The organism is Sphingomonas horti, from assembly GCF_009753715.1.
In the GTDB taxonomy this organism is placed as follows: domain Bacteria; phylum Pseudomonadota; class Alphaproteobacteria; order Sphingomonadales; family Sphingomonadaceae; genus Sphingomonas_B; species Sphingomonas_B horti.
The window spans coordinates 299,013-319,104 of record NZ_WQMS01000001.1 but is presented as its reverse complement, the minus strand read 5'-3'; the positions used below and the strand labels follow the sequence as shown (position 1 = coordinate 319,104).

20 protein-coding genes and 2 pseudogenes are annotated in these 20,092 nt (G+C 67.2%); 11 read left to right on the top strand and 11 right to left on the bottom strand.

Annotation, left to right across the window (positions count from 1 at the left end; translation table 11 throughout):
* Positions 1-13: 13 nt before the first annotated feature.
* Positions 14-532: a DUF1697 domain-containing protein gene (locus GON01_RS01495; protein WP_157025310.1), complete on the top strand. Its 519-nt coding sequence runs from the start codon at positions 14-16 to the stop codon at positions 530-532.
* 37 nt (positions 533-569) lie between these two features.
* On the opposite strand, the gene GON01_RS01490 is transcribed toward GON01_RS01495, so the two are convergent.
* From GON01_RS01490 to GON01_RS01480, 3 genes are all read right to left on the bottom strand, one after another.
* The gene (locus GON01_RS01490) at positions 570-1,145 is read right to left on the bottom strand and encodes a PEPxxWA-CTERM sorting domain-containing protein (protein ID WP_309503718.1); all 576 of its coding nucleotides are present in this window, start codon (positions 1,143-1,145) and stop codon (positions 570-572) included.
* Between the two features lie 109 nt (positions 1,146-1,254).
* Positions 1,255-2,592 carry a 30S ribosomal protein S12 methylthiotransferase RimO gene (rimO, locus tag GON01_RS01485; RefSeq protein WP_157025308.1) on the bottom strand — a complete coding sequence of 446 codons (1,338 nt, stop codon included), beginning with the start codon at positions 2,590-2,592 and terminating at the stop codon, positions 1,255-1,257.
* Between the two features lie 53 nt (positions 2,593-2,645).
* Positions 2,646-3,686: a proline racemase family protein gene (locus GON01_RS01480; RefSeq protein ID WP_198159749.1), complete on the bottom strand. Its 1,041-nt coding sequence runs from the start codon at positions 3,684-3,686 to the stop codon at positions 2,646-2,648.
* A gap of 135 nt (positions 3,687-3,821) precedes the next feature.
* On the opposite strand from GON01_RS01480, the gene GON01_RS01475 reads away from it, so the two are divergent.
* The 3 genes from GON01_RS01475 to GON01_RS01465 all read left to right on the top strand — a co-directional run bounded on the left by GON01_RS01475 (position 3,822) and on the right by GON01_RS01465 (position 9,849).
* Positions 3,822-5,681, top strand: a complete 1,860-nt coding sequence (locus GON01_RS01475) for a gamma-glutamyltransferase family protein (protein ID WP_157025306.1) — start codon at positions 3,822-3,824, stop codon at positions 5,679-5,681.
* A 197-nt stretch (positions 5,682-5,878) separates the two neighbouring features.
* Positions 5,879-8,851: a TonB-dependent receptor gene (locus GON01_RS01470; protein ID WP_157025304.1), complete on the top strand. Its 2,973-nt coding sequence runs from the start codon at positions 5,879-5,881 to the stop codon at positions 8,849-8,851.
* A gap of 104 nt (positions 8,852-8,955) precedes the next feature.
* Positions 8,956-9,849, top strand: a complete 894-nt coding sequence (locus GON01_RS01465) for a LysR family transcriptional regulator (RefSeq protein WP_157025302.1) — start codon at positions 8,956-8,958, stop codon at positions 9,847-9,849.
* Here GON01_RS01465 and GON01_RS01460 read toward each other — a convergent pair.
* The gene (locus GON01_RS01460) at positions 9,812-10,705 is read right to left on the bottom strand and encodes a LysR family transcriptional regulator (protein WP_157025300.1); all 894 of its coding nucleotides are present in this window, start codon (positions 10,703-10,705) and stop codon (positions 9,812-9,814) included. The two genes, GON01_RS01465 and GON01_RS01460, sit on opposite strands and share 38 nt — an antisense overlap.
* A 94-nt stretch (positions 10,706-10,799) precedes the next feature.
* Here GON01_RS01460 and GON01_RS01455 point away from each other — a divergent pair, with 94 nt between their 5' ends.
* Together GON01_RS01455 and GON01_RS01450 are read left to right on the top strand one after the other, a co-directional pair.
* Positions 10,800-11,849 (top strand): NAD(P)-dependent alcohol dehydrogenase, encoded by a 1,050-nt coding sequence (locus tag GON01_RS01455; RefSeq protein WP_157025298.1) that lies wholly within the window; start codon positions 10,800-10,802, stop codon positions 11,847-11,849.
* Between the two features lie 227 nt (positions 11,850-12,076).
* Complete coding sequence (locus GON01_RS01450) at positions 12,077-12,460, top strand: hypothetical protein (protein ID WP_157025296.1); 384 nt, start codon at positions 12,077-12,079, stop codon at positions 12,458-12,460.
* 47 nt (positions 12,461-12,507) lie between these two features.
* On the opposite strand, the gene GON01_RS01445 is transcribed toward GON01_RS01450, so the two are convergent.
* The 5 genes and pseudogenes from GON01_RS01445 to serS form a co-directional block, all read right to left on the bottom strand.
* On the bottom strand, positions 12,508-12,963 hold the full coding sequence (locus GON01_RS01445; RefSeq protein ID WP_157025294.1) for a PilZ domain-containing protein: 456 nt from the start codon (positions 12,961-12,963) through the stop codon (positions 12,508-12,510).
* A gap of 70 nt (positions 12,964-13,033) precedes the next feature.
* The gene (surE, locus tag GON01_RS01440; protein ID WP_157025292.1) at positions 13,034-13,807 is read right to left on the bottom strand and encodes a 5'/3'-nucleotidase SurE; all 774 of its coding nucleotides are present in this window, start codon (positions 13,805-13,807) and stop codon (positions 13,034-13,036) included.
* A 54-nt stretch (positions 13,808-13,861) separates the two neighbouring features.
* Positions 13,862-13,978 (bottom strand): annotated as a pseudogene (locus GON01_RS17385) (PEPxxWA-CTERM sorting domain-containing protein); the annotation flags it as partial.
* A gap of 732 nt (positions 13,979-14,710) precedes the next feature.
* Positions 14,711-14,962: pseudogene (locus GON01_RS17380) on the bottom strand (FG-GAP repeat domain-containing protein); the annotation flags it as partial.
* Positions 14,963-15,067: 105 nt separating this feature from the next.
* Complete coding sequence (serS, locus tag GON01_RS01430; RefSeq protein ID WP_157025290.1) at positions 15,068-16,336, bottom strand: serine--tRNA ligase; 1,269 nt, start codon at positions 16,334-16,336, stop codon at positions 15,068-15,070.
* 88 nt (positions 16,337-16,424) lie between these two features.
* On the opposite strand from serS, the gene GON01_RS01425 reads away from it, so the two are divergent.
* The 3 genes from GON01_RS01425 to GON01_RS01415 all read left to right on the top strand — a co-directional run bounded on the left by GON01_RS01425 (position 16,425) and on the right by GON01_RS01415 (position 18,000).
* Positions 16,425-16,892, top strand: a complete 468-nt coding sequence (locus GON01_RS01425) for a host attachment family protein (protein ID WP_157025288.1) — start codon at positions 16,425-16,427, stop codon at positions 16,890-16,892.
* 175 nt (positions 16,893-17,067) lie between these two features.
* Positions 17,068-17,526, top strand: coding sequence for an RNA polymerase-binding protein DksA (gene dksA / locus GON01_RS01420; protein ID WP_157025286.1), 459 nt, complete (start codon positions 17,068-17,070; stop codon positions 17,524-17,526).
* Between the two features lie 63 nt (positions 17,527-17,589).
* A complete protein-coding gene (locus GON01_RS01415; RefSeq protein ID WP_157025284.1) occupies positions 17,590-18,000 on the top strand; it encodes a PilZ domain-containing protein in 411 nt (136 codons plus the stop codon).
* A 21-nt stretch (positions 18,001-18,021) separates the two neighbouring features.
* Here GON01_RS01415 and GON01_RS01410 read toward each other — a convergent pair whose 3' ends face one another.
* Complete coding sequence (locus GON01_RS01410; protein ID WP_157025282.1) at positions 18,022-18,177, bottom strand: YdcH family protein; 156 nt, start codon at positions 18,175-18,177, stop codon at positions 18,022-18,024.
* A gap of 172 nt (positions 18,178-18,349) precedes the next feature.
* Between GON01_RS01410 and GON01_RS01405 the strand changes: the two genes are divergently transcribed.
* On the top strand, positions 18,350-18,529 hold the full coding sequence (locus GON01_RS01405) for a YdcH family protein (RefSeq protein ID WP_232328571.1): 180 nt from the start codon (positions 18,350-18,352) through the stop codon (positions 18,527-18,529).
* Between the two features lie 71 nt (positions 18,530-18,600).
* Positions 18,601-19,059: a DUF1465 family protein gene (locus tag GON01_RS01400; protein WP_181600165.1), complete on the top strand. Its 459-nt coding sequence runs from the start codon at positions 18,601-18,603 to the stop codon at positions 19,057-19,059.
* A gap of 12 nt (positions 19,060-19,071) precedes the next feature.
* Here the strand turns inward: GON01_RS01400 and GON01_RS01395 are convergent, their stop codons facing one another.
* The gene (locus tag GON01_RS01395; RefSeq protein ID WP_157025277.1) at positions 19,072-20,040 is read right to left on the bottom strand and encodes an NAD(P)H-dependent flavin oxidoreductase; all 969 of its coding nucleotides are present in this window, start codon (positions 20,038-20,040) and stop codon (positions 19,072-19,074) included.
* Between the last annotated feature and the right edge of the window lie 52 nt (positions 20,041-20,092).

Genomic DNA, 20,092 nt, shown 5'->3' with positions numbered 1-20,092 from the left:
GCGGAGTTTTTCGATGATCGGTTACGTGGCGCTGCTGAGGGCGGTGAATGTCGGCGGGACCGGCAAGCTGCCGATGACGGAGCTGAAGGCCATATGCGAGGCGGCCGGCTTCGAAGGGGTGCGCACCTATATCGCCAGCGGCAATGTCGTGTTCGGCTCGGACCTTTCCGAAGCGGAAGTGAAGGCGGCGCTGGAGGACAGGCTCGGCGCCTATGCCGGCAAGCCGGTCGGCGTGCTGGTTCGAGCCGCGAGGGAAATGGCCGACGTGCTCGCCGACAATCCCTTTCCTGAGGCGCCGCCGAACAAGGTGCTGGTCCTGTTCCTCGACACCCCGCCGGAGGCCGATGCGATCGAGGCGGTGCGGCACCGTTCGAGCGAGGAGCTGAAGCGCGGCAAGCGCGAACTTTACGTGCACTATCCGGACGGCATGGGCACGTCGAAGCTGGCCATTCCGGCGGCGAGGACCGGCACCGGCCGCAACATCAACAGCGTCGCGAAGCTCGCCGAGATGGCGGCGGCGCTGGAGCAGTAAAGGGGCGCCCCGCGAGCCGCGGAGCGCCCGCGTTTGGTCAGGCGAAGGAGAGCTTGGCCGAGCGGCGGCGGAGGGTGGCACCCACCGCGCCGAAGCCGAGGATCATCATCGCCCACGTCCCTGCTTCCGGCACTGCCGAGATGGTGAAGGTGCCCGCGCCGCCGGTGAGCTGGAAGTTGATGCCGCCCAGCGCGAACGGCTGCGCGGCGACCAGCGCGCCCTGGATCGACACCCGGTCGATGCCGTTGGTGAGGACCGTGTTGGTGTCCAGCCCGAACAGCGCGATCGGCATGTTGTTGACGCTGGCGAAGATGCTGACGGTCGAGCCGGAGATACCGGCCAGGCCGAGCTGCAGGTCGGGCAGCGCGAAGTCGAACACGCCGAACGCGGGCGCGTCGACCTTGACGTCGGTCACGTCGATGGCGGGCACCGCCGGCAGCCCGTTGAGATCGACCAGCCCGTCGAGGACGATGCCGGTATCGAAATTATAGCCGTTCGCCTTGCCGGCGAGCGTGCCTTCATAGCTGACCTTGAGCACGACCGCCTGCGCGGCGGCGGGAACCATGGCCACGGCAAAGGCGGCGGCGACATATGCAACAAACTTTCTGAACACGGCTAACCCCTTATGTTTATGGATAAACGCCGGGTGCGTTCATATCGGCTCCGTTCCGGCCGATCTATCACGGGTTATGCTTACCGAGTCCCGAAACAGGACAAGGACGTCAGGCGCGGCCCGCCGGCACCCCGAACAGGTCGTGCTCGTCGGCATCCTCGATCAGCACGGGGACGATGTCGCCCGGCTTCAATCCGCCGGCATCGCGCAGCAGGACATTGCCGTCGATCTCGGGCGCGTCGGCCTGGGAGCGGGCGGTGGCGCCCCCATCCTCGTCAACCTCGTCTATGATGACGGGCAGGGTGCGGCCGACCTTCGCCTGGAGCCGGGCGGCGCTGATCGCCGCGGTCCGCTCCATGATCCGGGCGTAGCGTTCTTCCTTCACCTCGTCCGGCACCGGATCGGGCAGCGCGTTCGCGGCTGCGCCCTCGACCGGCTCGAACCGGAAGGCGCCGACGCGATCCAGCTGCGCCTCGTCGAGCCAGTCGAGCAGATACTGGAAATCCTCCTCGGTCTCGCCCGGGAAGCCGACGACGAAGCTCGACCGGATCGCGAGGTCCGGACAGACCTGCCGCCACGCCTTGATCCGCTCTAGCACCTTGGCGTCGTTGGCCGGGCGCTTCATCGCCTTCAGCACCTTCGGGCTCGCGTGCTGGAACGGGATGTCGAGATAGGGCGCAACCAGCCCCTCGGCCATCAGCGGCACCACCTGCTCGACGTGCGGATAGGGATAGACATAGTGGAGGCGCACCCACGCGCCCAATTTGCCCAGCTCGCGCGCCAGGTCGGTCATGTGGGCGCGGACCGGCGCGCCTTTCCAGTTCCACTCCGCGTGGCGCAGGTCGACGCCGTAAGCCGACGTGTCCTGGCTGATCACCAGCAGCTCGCGCGTGCCGGCGGCGATCAATTTCTCCGCCTCGCGCAGGATCGCGTCGGGCCGGCGGCTGACCAGGTCGCCGCGCAGCGACGGGATGATGCAGAAGGCGCAGCGGTGATTGCAGCCCTCGGAAATCTTCAAATAGCTGTAATGGCGCGGCGTCAGCTTCAGCCCGGCTTCCGGCACCAGGTCCATAAAAGGCGAGGGGATCGGCGGCGCCGCCTCGTGCACCGCCTCCACCACCTGCTCATACTGATGCGCGCCGGTGACGGCGAGCACGTCCGGGAAGCGGGCTCGGATCAATTCCGCTTCCTTGCCCATGCAGCCGGTCACGATGACGCGGCCGTTCTCCGCGATCGCCTCGCCGATCGCTTCGAGGCTCTCCTCTTTCGCCGAATCGAGGAAGCCGCAGGTGTTGACCAGCACCACGTCGGCGCCGGCATAGTCGGGCGACATCTGGTAGCCTTCGGCGCGCAGCTTGGTCAGGATCCGCTCGGAATCGACCAGGTTTTTCGGACAGCCGAGCGAGACCATGCCCACCTTGGGCGGCGTGGGGAGAGTGGTAGCCATAGGGAAGGCGCGCCACATAGTGCGAACGCGCCCGGTTTTCCAGTGGCGAAGCGTCAGCGGTCGAGGTCTGTGAACCGCGCCGGCAATTCGAAGCCGAAGCGGAACGGATCGCCGGCCTCGCAGACGAACTCGCTGCGGCCCGAATAATGGGCCGTGCCGCTCACTTTGACACGTGAGACGGTTCCCCGTTCGTCTGCCTGCGTCCGCGCCAGCGTGCCCGTGAAGCCCTGGCCCGAAACGCCGCGGATTTCGCATGACTGCCCGGTCTTCATCTCGCCCTTCGCGGCCGCCAGCGCGATGCGGGCGGTGACGCCGCTGCCGGTCGGCGACCGGTCGATCTGGCCTTCCGCGAAAATGCAGAGATTGTGGCTCGGCCGCCCGCCTGCGGCGCCGAGCGGGACGTCATCGGTGAGGATCGTGCCGTAGAGGAAACCGAGGTCGGGCTCGTCGGGATGGCGGATCGGGATCGCGGCCCGGACGGCGTTGGTGATCGCCACGCCGGCCTGCACGAGCTCGGTCAGCGGCGTCTCCATCAGCGGCAGACCGATCTGCGACGCCGGCAGGATCGCGTAGAAGGCGCCGCCGAACGCGATGTCGAGGCGCACGGCGCCGAATCCCGGCACCTCCACTTGTGCTTCGAGATGGCCGGCGAAGGAGTCGACGCTCTCGAAGCCGACCCGCGTCTCTCCGTCGCGGCGTAGGATCTCGACCTCGACCAGGCCGCACGGCACTTCCAACGTGAACGCGGCGCGGCCGTCCGTCAGCGCCACCTGCCCGCTGTCGACGGCCCAGCGGCCGATCGCGATCGTCGCGTGCCCGCACATCGTGCTGTAGCCCTCCTGATGGGTGAACAGCACGGCCAGGTCGGCGTCGGCGTGGCAGGGCTCCGTCGGAATCGCGCCGTACATGCCGGCATGGCCGCGCGGCTCGAGCATCAGTGCGCGGCGCAGATGGTCGTGGTGCGCCAGCGCGTCACGGCGCTTCTCCAGGATCGTCGCGCCCCGAAGCGCGGGATAGCCGCCCTCGACGATGCGCACCGGCTCGCCGGCGGTGTGCATATCCACGGTTCGAAGCGTGATCGGTTCTCGGGTCATGACGAGGCGCATGGCGAGGGACGTAGCGGCAGGCAAGGCTCATCGGGGCCATTGACCTGACGCGCCTTCTTCGCCCACGGCTGGGAGGAGAGCGCGGCGATCGATCGCGCCCGGTCATTCGAGGGGAGCCGAACCATGCGCCGCCGCACCTTTCTCGCCGCCTTGCCCGCGACCGCGCTCGCGTCGCCGCTGCTCGCCCAGACCGAAAGCCCGGCGCAGAAAAGCCCGGGGCAGGGCGGCGCCCCCGCGCCCGACCAGCCGCTGCCGAAGCGGTGGGACGCGGGCGAGCCGCGCTTCGTGCGCCCCGACGTGCAGGCCGGCGACCGGCCGTTCGGAGCGAGCTTCGCCTCGCGGACAGCCGCCTATGGCCTGTCCGGCGCGGCCGGCACCGCGCACCCGCTGGCGACGCAGGCGGGGATCGACATATTGAAGCGTGGCGGTTCGGCCGTCGACGCTGCCGTCGCGATCAATGCCTGTCTCGGCTTTCTCGAGCCGACCTCCTGCGGCATCGGCGGTGACTGCTATGCGATGTTGTGGGACCCGAAGGCCCGCAAGGTGGTGGGCCTTGCTGGCTCGGGCGCCTCGCCGCGCGCGCTGACGCTCGACATTGTCCGATCGCGTGCGAAAGGCGGGGCGCTGCCGCCGCGCGGCGCGGTGACGGTCTCCGTCCCCGGCACCGTCGATGCCTGGTGGGCGCTCCACCAGCGCTATGGTCGGCTGCCCTGGGCGGAGGTGCTCGCGCCCGCGATCGCGCTTGCCGAGAACGGCGCGCCGGTGCCCGACATCATCGCCTGGTACATCCGCAGCAATCTTGCCGCGTTCGTCAGCCCCGGCGCAGGCGTGGAGGAGACCGCGAACGCGATCCGCACCTATGGCCTGGCCGACGGAAAAGGGCCGAAGCCCGGCGCCGTGTTCCGCAACCCGGACCTCGCGCGCACCTACCGGATGATCGCCGAAGGCGGGCGCGACGCCTTTTACGACGGGCCGATCGCCGACACGATCGAGCGCTATTTCCGGCGCATCGGCGGCTGGCTGCGGCGGTCCGACCTGGCCGCGCACCACAGCGAATGGAGCGAGCCGCACAAGACCGACTATCGCGGCACCGATGTCTATGCGATCGGCGCCAACACCCAGGGCATCGCGACGCTGCAGATGCTGAACATGATCGAGCGTTTCGACATGGGCGAGGCCGGCTTCCAGTCGCCCGAAGCGCTGCATTGGTGCGTGGAGGCGAAGCGCCTGGCCTATGAGGACCGCGCCCGATACTATGCCGACCCGCACTTCGCCGACGTGCCGGTCGAATGGCTGATCTCCAAGGACTATGCCGCGAAGCGCGCGGCGCTGATCCGCCGCGACCGCATCCTTACCTCCGTCCATCCCGGCCAGGCGCCGAGCCAAGGCGACACCACCTATTTCTCCTGCGCGGACAGGGACGGGATGATGGTGTCGATGATCCAGTCGAACTTCCGCGGCATGGGATCCGGCCTTGTGGCCGACGGGCTCGGCTTCATGTTCCAGGACCGCGGCCAGCTGTTCAGCCTCAGCGACGGTCACCCCAACATCTATGCGCCCGGCAAGCGGCCGTTCCAGACGATCATTCCCGGCTTCGCCTGCAAGGACGGGGAGCCGTGGATGAGCTTCGGCGTGATGGGCGGCGACATGCAGCCGCAGGGCCAGGCGCAGATCATCGTCAACCGCGTCGACTACGGGCTGGAAGTTCAGTCGGCCGGCGACAGCCCGCGCTGGCATCATGAGGGCTCGTCCCAGTCGATGGGCGAGGATTCGCCCGGCCTGCCCGCGACGGGCCTGCTGCGGCTGGAAACCGGCGTGCCGGATCGCGCTAAAGCGGCGCTCGCCGATCTCGGCTGGACGATCGGCGAGCCGGACGGCGGCTTCGGCCGCTACGAATGCGTCGAGCACCGGGCGGAAGGTCGCGACCGGGTTTATGCCGCCGCCAGCGAGATGCGGGCGGACGGCTGCGCGCTCGCCTTCTGACGGGGGTGCCCGATGGCCAGGGGGTGACGCTACGGCATCCGTCGCGCCTGTGCCCGAAGCGTCACAATCCCCAGAAAACAGCCGTTTTTTAGGCAGTTGCGCCATTGACCTTATGGCCTCTCTTGGCCACGGCTGAAGATGAAGCGCGGCCGCAAGATCGCGCCTGTTGCGATGTAGCGAAAGGGATGATGCACGAAATGCGTAAGCTTGACCTGCTCGGCGCCACTGCCATTGCTTTGTTGTTCACTGCCCCTGCACTGGCCCAGGACGCCGGCAACTCCGCGCCGCAGGGCGCGCCTGAAGCCGGCGCCGCGCCGTCGGCGGCGGCGGACGAGGGCCTTGGCGACATCGTCGTCACTGCCCAGCGCAAGGGCGAGCGGCTGCAGGACGTGCCGATCTCCGTCTCCGCCTTCTCGGGCGAGGCGCTGAAGTCCCAGCAGATCAACAACGCCACCCAGCTGCAGCTGTCGCTGCCGAACATCACGTTCACCAAGACGAACTTCACCGCGTCGAGCTTCACCATTCGCGGCATCGGCGACCTCTGCGTCGGCTTCGCCTGCGACACCGCGACCGGCATCCACGTCAACGACATGCCGCTGCTGTCCACCCGGCTGTTCGAGACCGAATATTTCGATCTTGAGCGGGTCGAGGTGCTGCGCGGCCCGCAGGGTACGCTGTTCGGGCGCAACGCGACCTCGGGCGTCGTCAACTTCATCACCGCGCGCCCGAACCTCGCCCGCTTCGGCGCGTCGGGCTCGGTCGAATACGGCAATTTCAACTCGATCCGTGGCGAAGGCATGGTCAATGCCCCGATCACCGACACGATCGGCGTGCGCCTGGCCGGCTATTACCTGAACCGCGACGGCTTCACGAAGAACCTCAATCCCGCCGCCAAGAGCCGCGTCGACGACCGTGACCTCTACGCCCTGCGCGGCACGATCCGCTGGGAGCCGACCGAGAACACCACGCTCGACATCATCGGCTATTATTTCCACGAGAAGGACAATCGTTCGCGCGTCCAGAAGCAGCTCTGCCACCGCGACCCGACCGGCATCCTGGGCTGTCAGCCCGACCGGCTCGGCTTTGACATCGCCAACGGCAATTCGACACTGGCGGCAGTGCTGACCTCGACCGAGTTCTTCCGGATCAACTCGCCCGCGATCGCGCCGTTCGGCCTGGGCAGCATCTATGGGACGGACCTGAACTTCGGCGGCCTTTCCGTCCCGAGCGACCTGCGGACCGTGAACATCGATTTCACGCCGACCTATTACGCCCAGGAATACCACATCATGGGCCGGCTGGAGCAGCAGCTCGGCGATCAGTTCAAGCTGACGCTGACCGGCGGCTATGCCGACAACAAGGTCGATTCCAGGACCGACTACAATCTTGCGGCGAACAACCCGCTGGTGAACAACCCCGGCCTGTTCGCGCTCGCCGCGGCCGCGCAGCAGCCCGGCTCGCCGTTCGCGAACGTCGCCCAGGCGCTGATCCCGAACGGCCCGAACGGCGGCCTGTGCGTGTCGAACATCGACAGCAGCCTGACCGGCGTCTACGGCGGCAACACGATCAAATGCGCGCCGGGCAGCACCGATTACGACCGCTCGCAGAGTCATGCGCGGCAATATTCGATCGAAGGCCATGTCGACAGCAGCTTCGACGGCCCGTTCAACTTCCTGCTCGGCGGCATCTATGTCGATTCCAAGACCACGCAGGGCAATTACGGCGTCGCCTCGTTCGGGCTCGACTATGCCTCCGGCATTCTCGGCGCCGCGCAGACGCTCGGCCAGCGCGCGGCCGGCAACGCGGCCTTCCCGAACGTGTTCCTGGCGCCGCCCTTCTTCTTCAACAACACGGACCTGTTCACGATCAAGAGCTACGGCCTGTTCGGCGAAGCCTATTTCGAGGCAAGCGACCGGCTGAAGCTCACCGCCGGCCTGCGCTATTCGCACGACAAGAAGTTCGTTCGCGCGCGCAGCCCGATCCTGAGCTTCGCCGTACCCTATGGCGTGACCGACGGCACCCAGTCGCCGTTCATCGCTGCCTATGACGCCGATCCGGGCCGCACCGGCAACCAGCTGTTCGCCGAGCGGCAGGTGAGCTTCGGCCGCCTGACCGGCCGCGCCGTGATCGATTTCAAGGTGACGCCGGACAATCTGATCTACGCCAGCTATTCGCGCGGCTATAAGTCGGGCGGCATCAACCCGCCGATCCCGACCGAGTTCAACGTGTCCGAGACCTTCGCGCCCGAAGCGGTCAACGCGTTCGAGATCGGCACCAAGAACACCTTCGCGAACGGCACCATCCGGCTCAATGCCTCGGCCTTCTACTATCAGTACAAGAACCTGCAGCTCAGCCGGATCGTCGCCCGCACCTCGGTCAACGACAATACCGACGCGGACATCTGGGGCGTGGAAGTCGAGACCATCCTGAAGCCCGATCCGCGCTGGCTGATCAACCTGTCGGCGAGCTACCTGAGCACCTCGATCAAGTCGAAGCTGCTGGTCGACTCGCGCGACGTGTCGGGCGGCCGTTCGGACGCGGTCATCATCAAGGACCTGACGAACGCCTCCAACTGCGTAGTGACAGGCCCCAACGCGGCGCTCGCCAACGCCTATGTGAACGCGTTCAACTCCAGCCTGGGGCTTCGGCCGACCACGGCGGTGCCGGGCACCAACACGACCGGCGCGTACAGCATCTGCACGGTGCTGGCCTCGACGGCGGCGAACCCGCCGGCGGCGCTCCGTACCGCGTTCGGCATCCCGACGGGCCCGCTGCCCTTCACCGTGTCGGACGGCATCCCGGTCGATATCGGCGGCAACAAGCTGCCGAACGCGCCGGCGTTCAAGGCTTCGGCAGGCGCGCAGTACACGGCCGACCTGCCGGGCGGCCTCACGCTCGTCCCGCGTGCTGACCTGACCTTCACGGGCGAGCAGTACAGCCGCAGCTTCAACCGGGCGATCGACCGCATCCCCAGCTTCACCCAGGCCAATGCGCAGATCCAGCTCAACGGCCCGGACGATCGCTGGTTCGTCCGCGGGTTCATCTCGAACATCTTCGATTCGAACTCGATCACCGGCCAGTATGTGACGGACCAGAGCACCGGCCTGTTCACCAACATCTTCACGCTGGAACCGCGCCGCTACGGCATTGCCGCCGGCTTCAAGTTCTGACAGTGCGCGACGGGCGGCGGACCTTCCGCCGCCCGAAGCCCGTCGATCGTCAGCAAGGGGGAGTAGCGATCGGGTCTGTTGCGTATTGAGTTTGGACCGGTCGAATGAGACGCGATTATTTCGGCGACCTGGCCGCCTTCGCCGCGGTTGCCGACGAACGAAGCTTCACCCGTGCCGCGGCAAAGCTCCGCCTTTCGGTGTCGGCGCTGAGCCGGACCATCCAGGCGCTGGAGGAGCGGTTGGGCGTGCAATTGCTCGCCCGCACCACCCGCAGCGTCGCGCTGACTCCGGCCGGCGAGCGGCTGCGCGGCATCCAGCCGGACTTGGACGCGCTGGAGGCGCGCCTTTCCGGCCTGGCACAGGCGGATGAGGCGATCCGCGGCACCGTCCGCATTGCCGCGCCCCGCCACGCCTGGACGGCCCACTGGCCGGTGCTCGGCCGATTGCTGGCCGACCATCCCGGCGTTCGGATCGAGCTGGTCCCGCCGGATGCGGAGGCGGACGCCACGATCCGCTTGGGCGAGCGAACGGAAAGCGGCGTCGCGGCGGTGCGCATCGGCTCCGACCTGCGCATGGCGCTGGTCGCGTCGCCCGACTGGCTCGCCGGGCGCGCTATCCCCGCCACCCCGGCCGAGCTTTCCGAGCAGCCGGCCGTGGTTTGGGACGAGGCGCCGCTATGGGCGCTCGAACGGGTCACCGTGCCCCCGGCGGCCCGGCTGACCGTCGCCGATCCGGAGCTGGCGGTCCGGGCCGCGCTCGACGGCATCGGCCTGGCCTATGTGTTCGAGCATCTGGCAGCGCCGCATCTCGCCGCGGGACGGCTGATGCGCGTGCGGCGCGAATGGTGCGCGGTCGTGCCCGGCTATCACCTCCACTATCCGCGTGAGCCTGTCTCTGCGGCGCTGGCGCTGGTAGTGGAGGCGCTGCGCGACCGGTCCGGCCACGACAATGTCCGCCGGCTCAGCCTCGATAGCGGAGCGCGTCGACCAGCAGCGTGAAGGCCGGCGTCGGTTGCCGCCGGCTGGGATAATAGAGGTGATAGCCGGCGAACGGCGCACACCAGTCTTCCAGCACGCGCACCAGGCTGCCGTCGGCCAGGCTGGCCGCGACCTGGTCTTCCAGCACGCAGGCCAGGCCGAGGCCGCTCCGCGCCGCCTCCAGGATCAGCGGCACGTCGTTGGACGTGAACTGTCCGTCCACGCGGACCCGGAGCTCGCGCCCGTCCTTCTCGAATTCCCAGGCATAGAGCCCGCCGAAGCTTTCCAGCCGCAGGTTGATGCAGAGATGATCGGCTAGGTCCTGTGGCGTGCGCGGCACCGGATGCCGCTCGAAATAGCCGGGCGACCCGACCACGGCGAGCCGCAGGTCGGGACCGATCCGCACCGCGATCATGTCTTTCGCCAGATGCTCGCCCAGCCGCACGCCCGCATCGAACCGCTCAGCGACGATGTCCGTCAGCCCCGCGTCGACGCTGACTTCCACCTTCAGGTCCGGATAGCGTGGCAGCAGGCGCGCGAGGGCAGGGAAGATCAGCCCGCGCGCGGCATTCTCGGACGCGACCAGGCGAAGGTTGCCCGACGGCGTGTCGCGAAGCGCGCTGAGGCCCGCCAGCTCTGCATCGATCTGGTCGAACGCCGGGCGCAGCGTCCGCAGCAGCCGCTCGCCCGCGTCGGTGGGAGCCACCCGCCGGGTCGTGCGCATCAGCAGCCGCACGCCCAGCCGCTCCTCCAGCCGCCGCACAATATGGCTCAGCGCCGATTGCGACGTGCCCAGCCGCGCCGCCGCCCGCGTGAAGCTCTGCTCCTGGGCCACGGCGAGGAATGCACTCAGACCGCTCAGATCCTCGCGCCGCATTCATGCACTCCGAATATAAGTCCATGCCGATTGTAGCGGCTAATCGCACGCGCGGGCAGGCCTATATGGACGGCGCATGATAATGAGGGAAAGCATGACCACCCAAGCCTATGGCAACACCGCCGCCGACCGGCCGCTCGGCCCGCTCACGATCGAGCGCCGCGCGCCCGGCCCGCGCGACGTTGCGATCGACATCCTGTTCTGCGGCGTCTGCCATTCGGACCTGCACACGGCCCGCGGGGAATGGAGCGGGACCCTCTACCCCTGCGTGCCGGGTCACGAGATCGTCGGCCGGGTGGCCGCCGTCGGCGGCGAGGTCGACCGCTTCAAGGCCGGCGACGTGGTCGGCGTCGGCTGCATGGTCGACAGCTGCGGCACCTGCCCGTCGTGCCGGGACAGCGAGGAGCAATATTGCACCGGCTCGGGCTTCGTCGGCACCTATAATGGCGAGGATGCGCATTTGGGCGGCCACACCTTCGGCGGCTATTCGAAGCGCATCGTCGTCGATCAGGATTTCGTGCTCCGCATCGGCCATGACGAAAAGGACCTGGCCGCCGTCGCGCCGCTGCTGTGCGCCGGCATCACCACCTATTCGCCGCTCCGCCACTGGAAGGTCGGGCCGGGGCAGAAGGTCGGCGTCGTCGGGCTCGGCGGGCTCGGCCATATGGGCGTGAAGATCGCCGCCGCGATGGGCGCCGACGTGACCGTCTTCACCACCTCGCCCGACAAGCGCGAGGATGCGCTGAAGCTGGGCGCGAAGGACGTGATCGTCTCGCGCGATCCCGCGGCGATGAAGGCAGCCGAGGGGACGTTCGACTTCATCCTAAACACGGTCGCGGCCCCGCTGGACCTCGATCCCTATCTCGCCGCCTTGAAGCGGGACGGGACGATGGTGCTGGTCGGGGTCCCCGCCGATCCCCACAAGTCGCCGGACGTCGGCAAGCTGATCTTCCGCCGCCGCGCGCTCGCGGGCTCGCTGATCGGCGGCATCCGCGAGACGCAGGAAATGCTCGACTTCTGCCGCGACCACGGCCTGACCGCCGACATCGAGCTGATCCGGATGGACGAGATCAACACGGCCTACGACCGCATGGTCAAGAGTGACGTGAAATACCGCTTCGTCATCGACATGGCGTCGCTTTAGGAACAGCCCCTCTCCCCGTGGGGAGAGGGCGACTCGCGGCAAAGCCGCGAGCGGGGTGAGGGGATCGGCGGTTGAACATCCCGCTTTGGAACCCCTCACCCGGTCGGGCGCCGCCCGACTCGACCTCTCCCTGCGGGAGAGGTGGGCTGTCTCTGCGATCGGTGAACGAGCTACATTGACGGTAGCGCGTTCGTGACTCATCTTTGGGCATGCGCGTCAGGTGGCGAATGGCCGAGACTACGATTTTCGTTTGCGCTCTTAGTGCATGCGCGACCGTGCCGTTCCCGTCGCCCGAGACCCTGCTCAATGACGAGCAGGTCATCGACCTGATGGAGTCTCCGAAGAAGTGGGATAACCGCGTCGTCACGATCAAGGTTTACCCATACGACAACGGCTTCACAAAATCCTACGCGGTGTGTTTTGAAGTGTGCGACGCGGCTTACGCCGACAAAAGCCCGTTCTTGATCTACACAGAGGAAAATCGCTTCAAAGGATCAAGGGGTGATCAGCCGGCCATTGTGAAGGCCCGTTACTCATCGGCTTGCTTTTACAAATCGACGCTCTGCCCAGACACTCGGTTCGGCCAATTCACCGAACTGAATAGAAACTAGCTCAAAAGCTATATCCGAAATGGGCCGATCGCCCGCGCCCGCTCCCCTCAACTCCCCGAAATCACCGCCTGCCTTCCCCGCGCGTGGTCCTCGACGTTCATCCACCAGCTCGGCAGGTCGGAGCGGGCGCGCATGGCGGGGGACCAGAGGCGGCCGGCTTCGTGCGCTTCCCGCAGGCGGTTGAAGCGGCCGAGCGGCAGTTCCTGGGTCAGTTTGAAGCCGATCATCATCCGCCGGCACCAGATCACTTCGGCGGCGGGGATCAGCGTTTCCTCGAACTGGACGAACACCATGTCGCCCACTGTCAGCGGCGCGTCGATCAGTCCGGACAGGCCGGCGCGCGACGCGTCTTTCAGCCGCAGCGTGTAGCGTTCCGCCGGATGGGCCTCGGCGATCTGTTTCCAGCTGGGGAACAGGAACAGTTCGGCGCCCGCGAAAGCATGCCGCTCGTGGCGCCGCCTGTCTGTCCTTTGATCCGCGGAAAACCCGCCAAAATGCTGCATGTTCGAACGACCCGGCCCGCTTGCTCCCTGGTCAGGCGAGCATCACGACAAGTCTTTGCCGGGAAATGGTTTACGACCCGTAATCATAGGCCGAGCGGAGCGCGCCCATGCTCGCGCCATGGGTCAGGTCCAGCTGGAGCGGCGTGACCGAGATATAGCCGTCGGCCACCGCCTCGATGTCAGTGTCCTGCGCCGGCGTCTGGACCATCGGCCTCAGCCCGAACCAGAAATAGTCATAGCCGCGCGGATCGGTGCGCTTGTCGATCCGGGCCCGGCCGTAATCGTGAAAGCCTTGCCGCACGATCCGGATGCCCTTCACCTGATCGGCGGGAAGGGCGGGGAAGTTGACGTTCACCAGCGTGCGCGGCGCGAACTCGGCCTCGATCAGGGGGCGGAGCACCCGTTCGCCCCAGCCGATCGCCGCGTCGAACGGCACCGTGTCGCCCATGCCTTCGCGGGCATAGACCTGGCTCAGCGCGATTGCAGGCACCCCCGCCAGCGCGCCTTCCATCGCGGCGGAAACGGTGCCCGAATAGGTGACGTCGTCGGCCAGGTTCGCGCCGCGGTTGACGCCGGAGAGCACCAGGTCCGGCTTCAGCTCGCGCATCAGGTGGCCGACCGCCATCATCACGCTGTCCGTGGGCGTGCCGGTCACGCAGAAGCGCCGTTCGCCGAGCTTGCGCAGCCGGATCGGTCGGCTGAGCGTCAGCGAATGGCCGGCGCCGGACTGTTCCTCGGCCGGGGCCACGACCCACAGGTCGTCGGAGAAGCGGCGCGCCAGCTCCTCCAGCACCTTCAGCCCGCCCGCATTCACACCGTCGTCATTGGTCAACAGGATGCGCAAAACGCCGCTCCGCCGTGGCAGGGAACGCGCCGGCGGAGATCGCTCCGGTCGGCGCTAGGCGGCGTTAGCCTCGTGCCGCTCAGGCCGCAACCGGCGCCGACGCATGGCAAGCCCCGCGGCGCCGAAGCCGGTAAGCATCATCGCCCAGGTCGCCGGTTCGGGAACAGCCACTGCGCCGAGTCCCGCGACCGAGATGCCGCCATGATAGTCCGGGCCGAACGGCGTGAAGAAGATGTCGCTCATCGGCGGATTGGCGTCGAAAGCATCTGCAAGGCCGGCGGCGCGGCCGGTAAGGTCGATAAAGCCCGCGCGTCCGCCTTCGGCCTCGCCCACGATCAGCGTGTTGCTGGTGCCGTCGGTGGTGAAGCCCAGCGTCACGCCGCCCTTGTAGTCGGCGCCGAACGGATTGAACGAGATCTTCTGGTCGATATTGGCCAGATCGAACACGAACACCGAACCGTCGCCTTCCGTCGCCTTGCTGACGAACAGCGAGTCGCGGCCCTGATATTTGCCCGCGGTGAAGAACAGCCCGCCCTTGAAGTCGCTGCCGAACGGGTCGAAGGCGCCGATGTTGCGGCCGCTCGTTCCGTCGTAGAATTTGAGCTCGCCGCCGCCGGGGCCCGTACCCACGATCAGCTCCGCCACGCCGTCGCCCGTAACATCGCCGGCGGCGACGCGAACGCCGCCCTGGAACGCCGGGTCGAACGCGTTGAAATCGTGCGTGACCTTCAGCTGACCGTCGAACACGCGCACGTGCGGGCCGCCGCCGGGTCCTGCGCCGGTCACGATTTCCGCGCCGCCGTGACTGTCGGTGATGAACCCCGATGCCACGTTGATGCCGCCTTTGAAGTCGGCGCCGAAGGGCTCGAACGAAAGGAATTTCGTGTGCGAGGCGCCGTCATAGACATTCACCAGCGGCCCGCTTGCGTGGCCGGCGACGATGTCTGCCCGCCCATCGCCGTTGACGTCGCCGGCAGCGACCCAGACGCCGCCCTTCAGATCACCGAATGGCTGCAGGGCGCCATGGAAGCCGCCTTTGGCATCGTAGAGCTTGAGCTGCGCAGGCCCCGAGTCGGACAGCGTTCCGAACGCGGCTCCGGCGACCTTATGACCCTGCTCGGGATTGATTGCCGCCTGGGCGGGAATAGCTGCCATCGCGGCAGCGGCGAACGACACGACAAGCTGATTGCTCATGATCCACCCCCGTGGTTGTCGTGCGTTAACCATTAACACGAAGCGCGGGCGCGGACGAGGGGCGGATCAGGCGGGCGTCAGCGCCTCCAGTCCGCCCATATGGGGCCGCAGAGCATCCGGAATCCGCACCGAACCGTCGCTTTCCTGACAGTTCTCCAGCACCGCCACCAGGGTTCGCCCTACCGCCAGCGCCGAGCCGTTCAGCGTGTGCACGAGCTCGGGCTTGCCGCCGGCGGGGCGGAAGCGCGCGTTCATGCGACGAGCCTGGAAATCGCCGCAGTTCGAGCAGCTCGAAATCTCCCGGTAGCGGGCCTGACCCGGCAGCCACACTTCCAGGTCGTAGGTCTTGCGCGCGGCAAAGCCCATGTCGCCGGCGCACAGCAGCATGCGCCGGTAGGGCAGGCCGAGCGCCTCCAGGATCGACTCGGCGGCGCGCGTCATCCGCTCATGCTCGGCCTCGGACGCCTCGGGCGTGGTGATCGAGACCAATTCGACCTTCTCGAACTGGTGCTGGCGGATCAGCCCCTTGGTGTCGCGCCCCGCGGCCCCTGCCTCGGCGCGGAAACATTGGGTCAGCGCCGTGAAGCGCAGCGGCAACTCGCCTTCGTCGAGGATCTTCTCGCGCACCAGATTGGTCAGGCTGACCTCGGCGGTCGGGATCAGCCAGCGATCGTCGGTGGTGCGGAAGGAATCCTCGGCAAACTTCGGCAGCTGCGTGGTCCCGAACATCGCCGCATCGCGCACCAGCAGCGGCGGGATCACTTCGGTATAGCCCCAATCGGCGACGTTGCGGTCCAGCATGAACTGGCCGATCGCGCGGTGCAGGCGGGCGATGCCGCCCTTCAGCACCGCAAAGCGCGTTCCCGCGATCGCCGCCGCGCTTTCGAAGTCGAGCCCCAGCGGTCCTGCGAATTCGGGATGCTCGGGAAAGTCGCCCTCGCGCGGATCGCCCCAGATCGTCAGCTGGACATTGTCGCTTTCATCGGCGCCGGCAGGCACGTCAGGGGCCGGCAGGTTGGGGATCACCGCCAGGTTCGCCTCAAGCGCCGTATCCGCCTCGCGCGCCGCGTCCTCGAGCGCGGGTATGGTCTCCTTCAGCCCCGCCACTTCGGCCATCAGCGCGGCGGCTACCTCCTCGCGCTTCTGCGCCTTGGCGGCGCCGATCGCCTTCGACGCCTCATTGCGGCGGGCGAGCGCGGTCTGCAGCTCGGTCTGGGCGGCGCGGCGGCGCTCGTCGAGCGTGATCAGGGCGGCCGCGACCGGCTCGAGCCCGCGGCGGGCGAGCGCGGCGTCGAAGCCCTGCGGGTCGTCGCGGATCAGGCGGATGTCGTGCATGCGGCGCGGCTATGGCGGGGCGGCGAAGGCCGCGCAACCCTCACCCGGCGCGGCGCGTTCATGGGCGTAACGGACAAGGAGGGTTCCCATGCAAATCCCGCACGACGGCTATGTGCTGGTCGCCGATGGCCAGAAGATGCTTTTCTTCCGGAACGAAGGCGACGAAGCCTATCCGAATCTGGAGGTCGTCAGTGCGATGGAGCAGCAGAACGCCAAGACCGCCGAACAGGGCACGGACGAGCCGGGCCGCTCGGCCGCGGGCGTGGCCGCCGGCCATTCCGGCATGACGCCGAAGGCCGGACGCAGCGCCTATTCCGAAACCGATTTCCACAAGCTGGAGGAGCAGCGTTTCGCCGCCGACGCCGCCGACATGCTGAAGCGGCGCGCGCTCGCCAACGAGTTTGAGGCCCTGTTGATCGTCGCGCCCCCGACCACGCTGGGCGAGCTTCGCCGCCACTATCACGGCGAAGTGGAAAGCCGCCTCGTCGGCGAGATTCCGAAGGACCTGACCAACCATCCGGTCGACGAGATCGAACGGATCATCGCCGAAAGCTGACCCGCCGGCGCCGTCTCCGCAATTTGCGCCAAGCCGAAACCGGATGCGACGAAATGAAAGTCGCTTCCGATTCCGCAGCTTGTGAAGACTCTTGCGCCGGATTATAGGCGCCTCGGGGCAAAGGGGCGCGGACCCCGCAGCATAGTTGGGCCGCGACATTGGAGCGGAGACGATTATGGCGACGGCGTTGAGTAGCGTGGCGGCGACCGGCAAACTGCCGACACCCGTCAATGACGACGAATATCGGCCGAGTGCCGACGAATCTTTCATGAACGCGCGGCAGCTGGAATATTTCCGCCGCAAGCTCATCAACTGGAAAGAGCAGATCCTGCTGGAAGCGCAGGGCACGCTGGCGCAGCTGCAGAGCGAATCGCTGCGCGAACCGGACGTCACCGACCGGGCATCCAGCGAGACCGACTGGTCGATCGAGCTGCGCACACGCGACCGCCAGCGCAAGCTGATCGCCAAGATCGACGCGGCGCTGCGCCGGATCGAGGAGGGCGAATACGGCTATTGCGAAGTGACCGGCGAGCCGATCTCGCTCGCTCGCCTGGAGGCGCGGCCGATCGCGACGATGACGGTCGAGGCGCAGGAACGGCACGAGCGGAACGAAAAAGTCTCACGCGACGAATAGCCGCGGGGCAATCTTTACCGGTTGTCGACCATTATCGGGGTAACGGGCTGCAAGGATAAATACATGCAGCCCACACCCGACAACACGACCGAAACCGCAGAGTCGCACGAGCGCGCCTCGGAGCGTCTCAATTTCTTTCTCGGCACCAATCTCTCGTTCAAGGAACGGGGATCGATGAGCGCGCGCGTCCGCAACCTGTCGGGCGGCGGCATGATGGTCGAGCTTGCGCAGGAGCCTGTGGCGGAGCTTGTCCGCGGCGAGCGGGTGATCGCCGAGCTGCGCAACATCGGGCCGGTCAACGGCGAGGTCGCGTGGGTTGGCGGCCGGCGGTTCGGGATCAAATTCGATCGCGAGATCGATCCGGAAGCGGCGCGCAAGCCGATCGTTCCGGGAGAGGGCACGCCCGACTATGTGAAGCCGGTGCTCGTCCCCAGCCGGTCGCTGAAATATGTCGAAAGCCTGAAGGGGCGCTGAGCCCCTCCAGGCCGCCGCGCGTCAGGCGCGGGCCATTTCGTCCTTCAGTCTCAGCTTCTGCTTCTTCAGTGTGGCGATTGCCGATGCGTCTGGCGCAGGTCGTTGTAGTTCGCTGACAATTCGAGCTTCGAGCCCGGCGTGCTTGGCCTGCAGAGATGCCAGATGCACATTGTCCATTGCGGAACACTCCTCTCGTTCGCCGATGGGGGAGTGAGTTAAACACACAGGCCGCGAGTCTGTCTCCCTCTTTGTCGCGCTGTGCGACGAACCGAACCGCGCCGGGGGCGGCTTGAGCGCGGGCGCGATCGTGATACTCTGCCGCGCCATGGGGACCAGCGACGAAGAAATAATGCGCCGCCTGACGGCGCTTCGAGTCGAGCATCGCGACCTTGACGATTCGATCACTGCGTTGCTCGCCAGTCCGCACCTCGACCAGCTTCAGCTTGCGCGGCTGAAGCGCCGCAAGCTGAAGCTGAAGGACGAGATCGCGTTGCTCGAGGACCAGTTGATTCCCGACATCATCGCCTGATCCACAACGGGATTCGGTTTACCCTTTTTCGCCCGTTCCCGTGCGCGCGCGGCAGTGGCACTATGGCGCCGATGCCTTTGGACGACGCCCGTAAGAAGATGACCGCGCGGCTGGTCGACAGCCTCTATACCGAAGCGATGCTGCTCGCCGACGAGGCGCGGAGCTATTTCGACGAGGTCGGCCGCTCCGAACGCGAGTCCCTGGGGCCGATGGAGCGCGTCGCCTTTTCCTGCGAGTCGCTGAAAGTGACGACGCGGCTGATGCACGTGATCGCCTGGCTGCTGACGCGCAAGGGCATTGCCTCGGGCGAGATTGACGAGGAGGATGGCAATGGCCAGGCGCGGCGGCTCGGCGAGGCGGCCGACAGCGACCCGGCGGCAGTCGCCGACCTGCCGCCCGGCGCGCGCGCGATCGTCGAGGGGAGCATCGATCTTTACGGCCGGATTGCCCGCATCGACCGCGAGATGACCGAGCCGGAGCCGCTCAGCCCGGCGCTCGGGCTACTCAGAAGGATCGAGCGGGCGCTGTAGCGACGCCGGCGGTTATTTCACCTTCGCCGCGAGCTCCGCCTTGGCCGCGCGGTATTCCAGTTCCAGCCGGTCGACGCGTTCGGCGACGGTCTCGACCGCGCGCACCGCGCCGATGCCCTGACCGGAGCCCCAGATGTCCCGCCAGGCCTTTTTCGCCTGGTTGGTGCCGCCGCCGAAATTCATCGTCTTGTAGTCGCCCTGCGGCAGATTGTCGGGATCAAGGCCGGCCGCTTCGATCGACTGGCGCAGGTAATTGCCTTTCACCCCGGTGAAGAGATCCGAATAGACGATGTCCGCCGCGCGCCCCGCGACGATGCCCTGCTTGTAATCCTCGTCGGCATTGGCCTCGGCGGTCGCGATGAAGGGCGAGCCGATATAGGCGAGGTCTGCGCCCATCGCCTGCGCCGCCAGCACCGATCGGCCGGTCGCGATCGCGCCCGACAGCGCGACGGGGCCGTCGAACCATTCGCGGATTTCCGAGACGAGGGCGAAGGGTGAGATCGTGCCCGCATGGCCGCCGGCGCCGGCGGCGACCGGGATCAGCCCGTCGGCGCCTTTTTCGATCGCCTTGCGCGCGAAGCGATCGTTGATCACGTCGTGCAGCGTGATGCCGCCCCAGGCATGGACGGCGTGGTTCAGATCCTCGCGCGCGCCCAGCGAGGTGATGACGATCGGCACCTGCCATTTGGCGCAGGTCTCGACGTCCTGTTCCAGCCGGTCGTTGGACTTGTGGACGATCTGGTTGACCGCGAACGGCGCCGCCGGCCGGTCCGGATGCTTGCGGTTATGCTCGGCCAGGTCCTCGGTGATCCGGTGCAGCCATTCGTCGAGCAGCGACTGCGGCCGCGCGTTCAGCGCCGGGAACGCGCCGACGATGCCCGCCTTGCATTGGGCAATGACAAGGTCGGGACCGGAAACGATGAACAGCGGCGAGCCGATGATCGGCAGGCGCAGGCGGTCGAACAGCGGCGGCAGGCTCATGCAACCGGTTTCATAGCGAAACGAAAGGGGAGGGCAATCGCCGAACATGTGC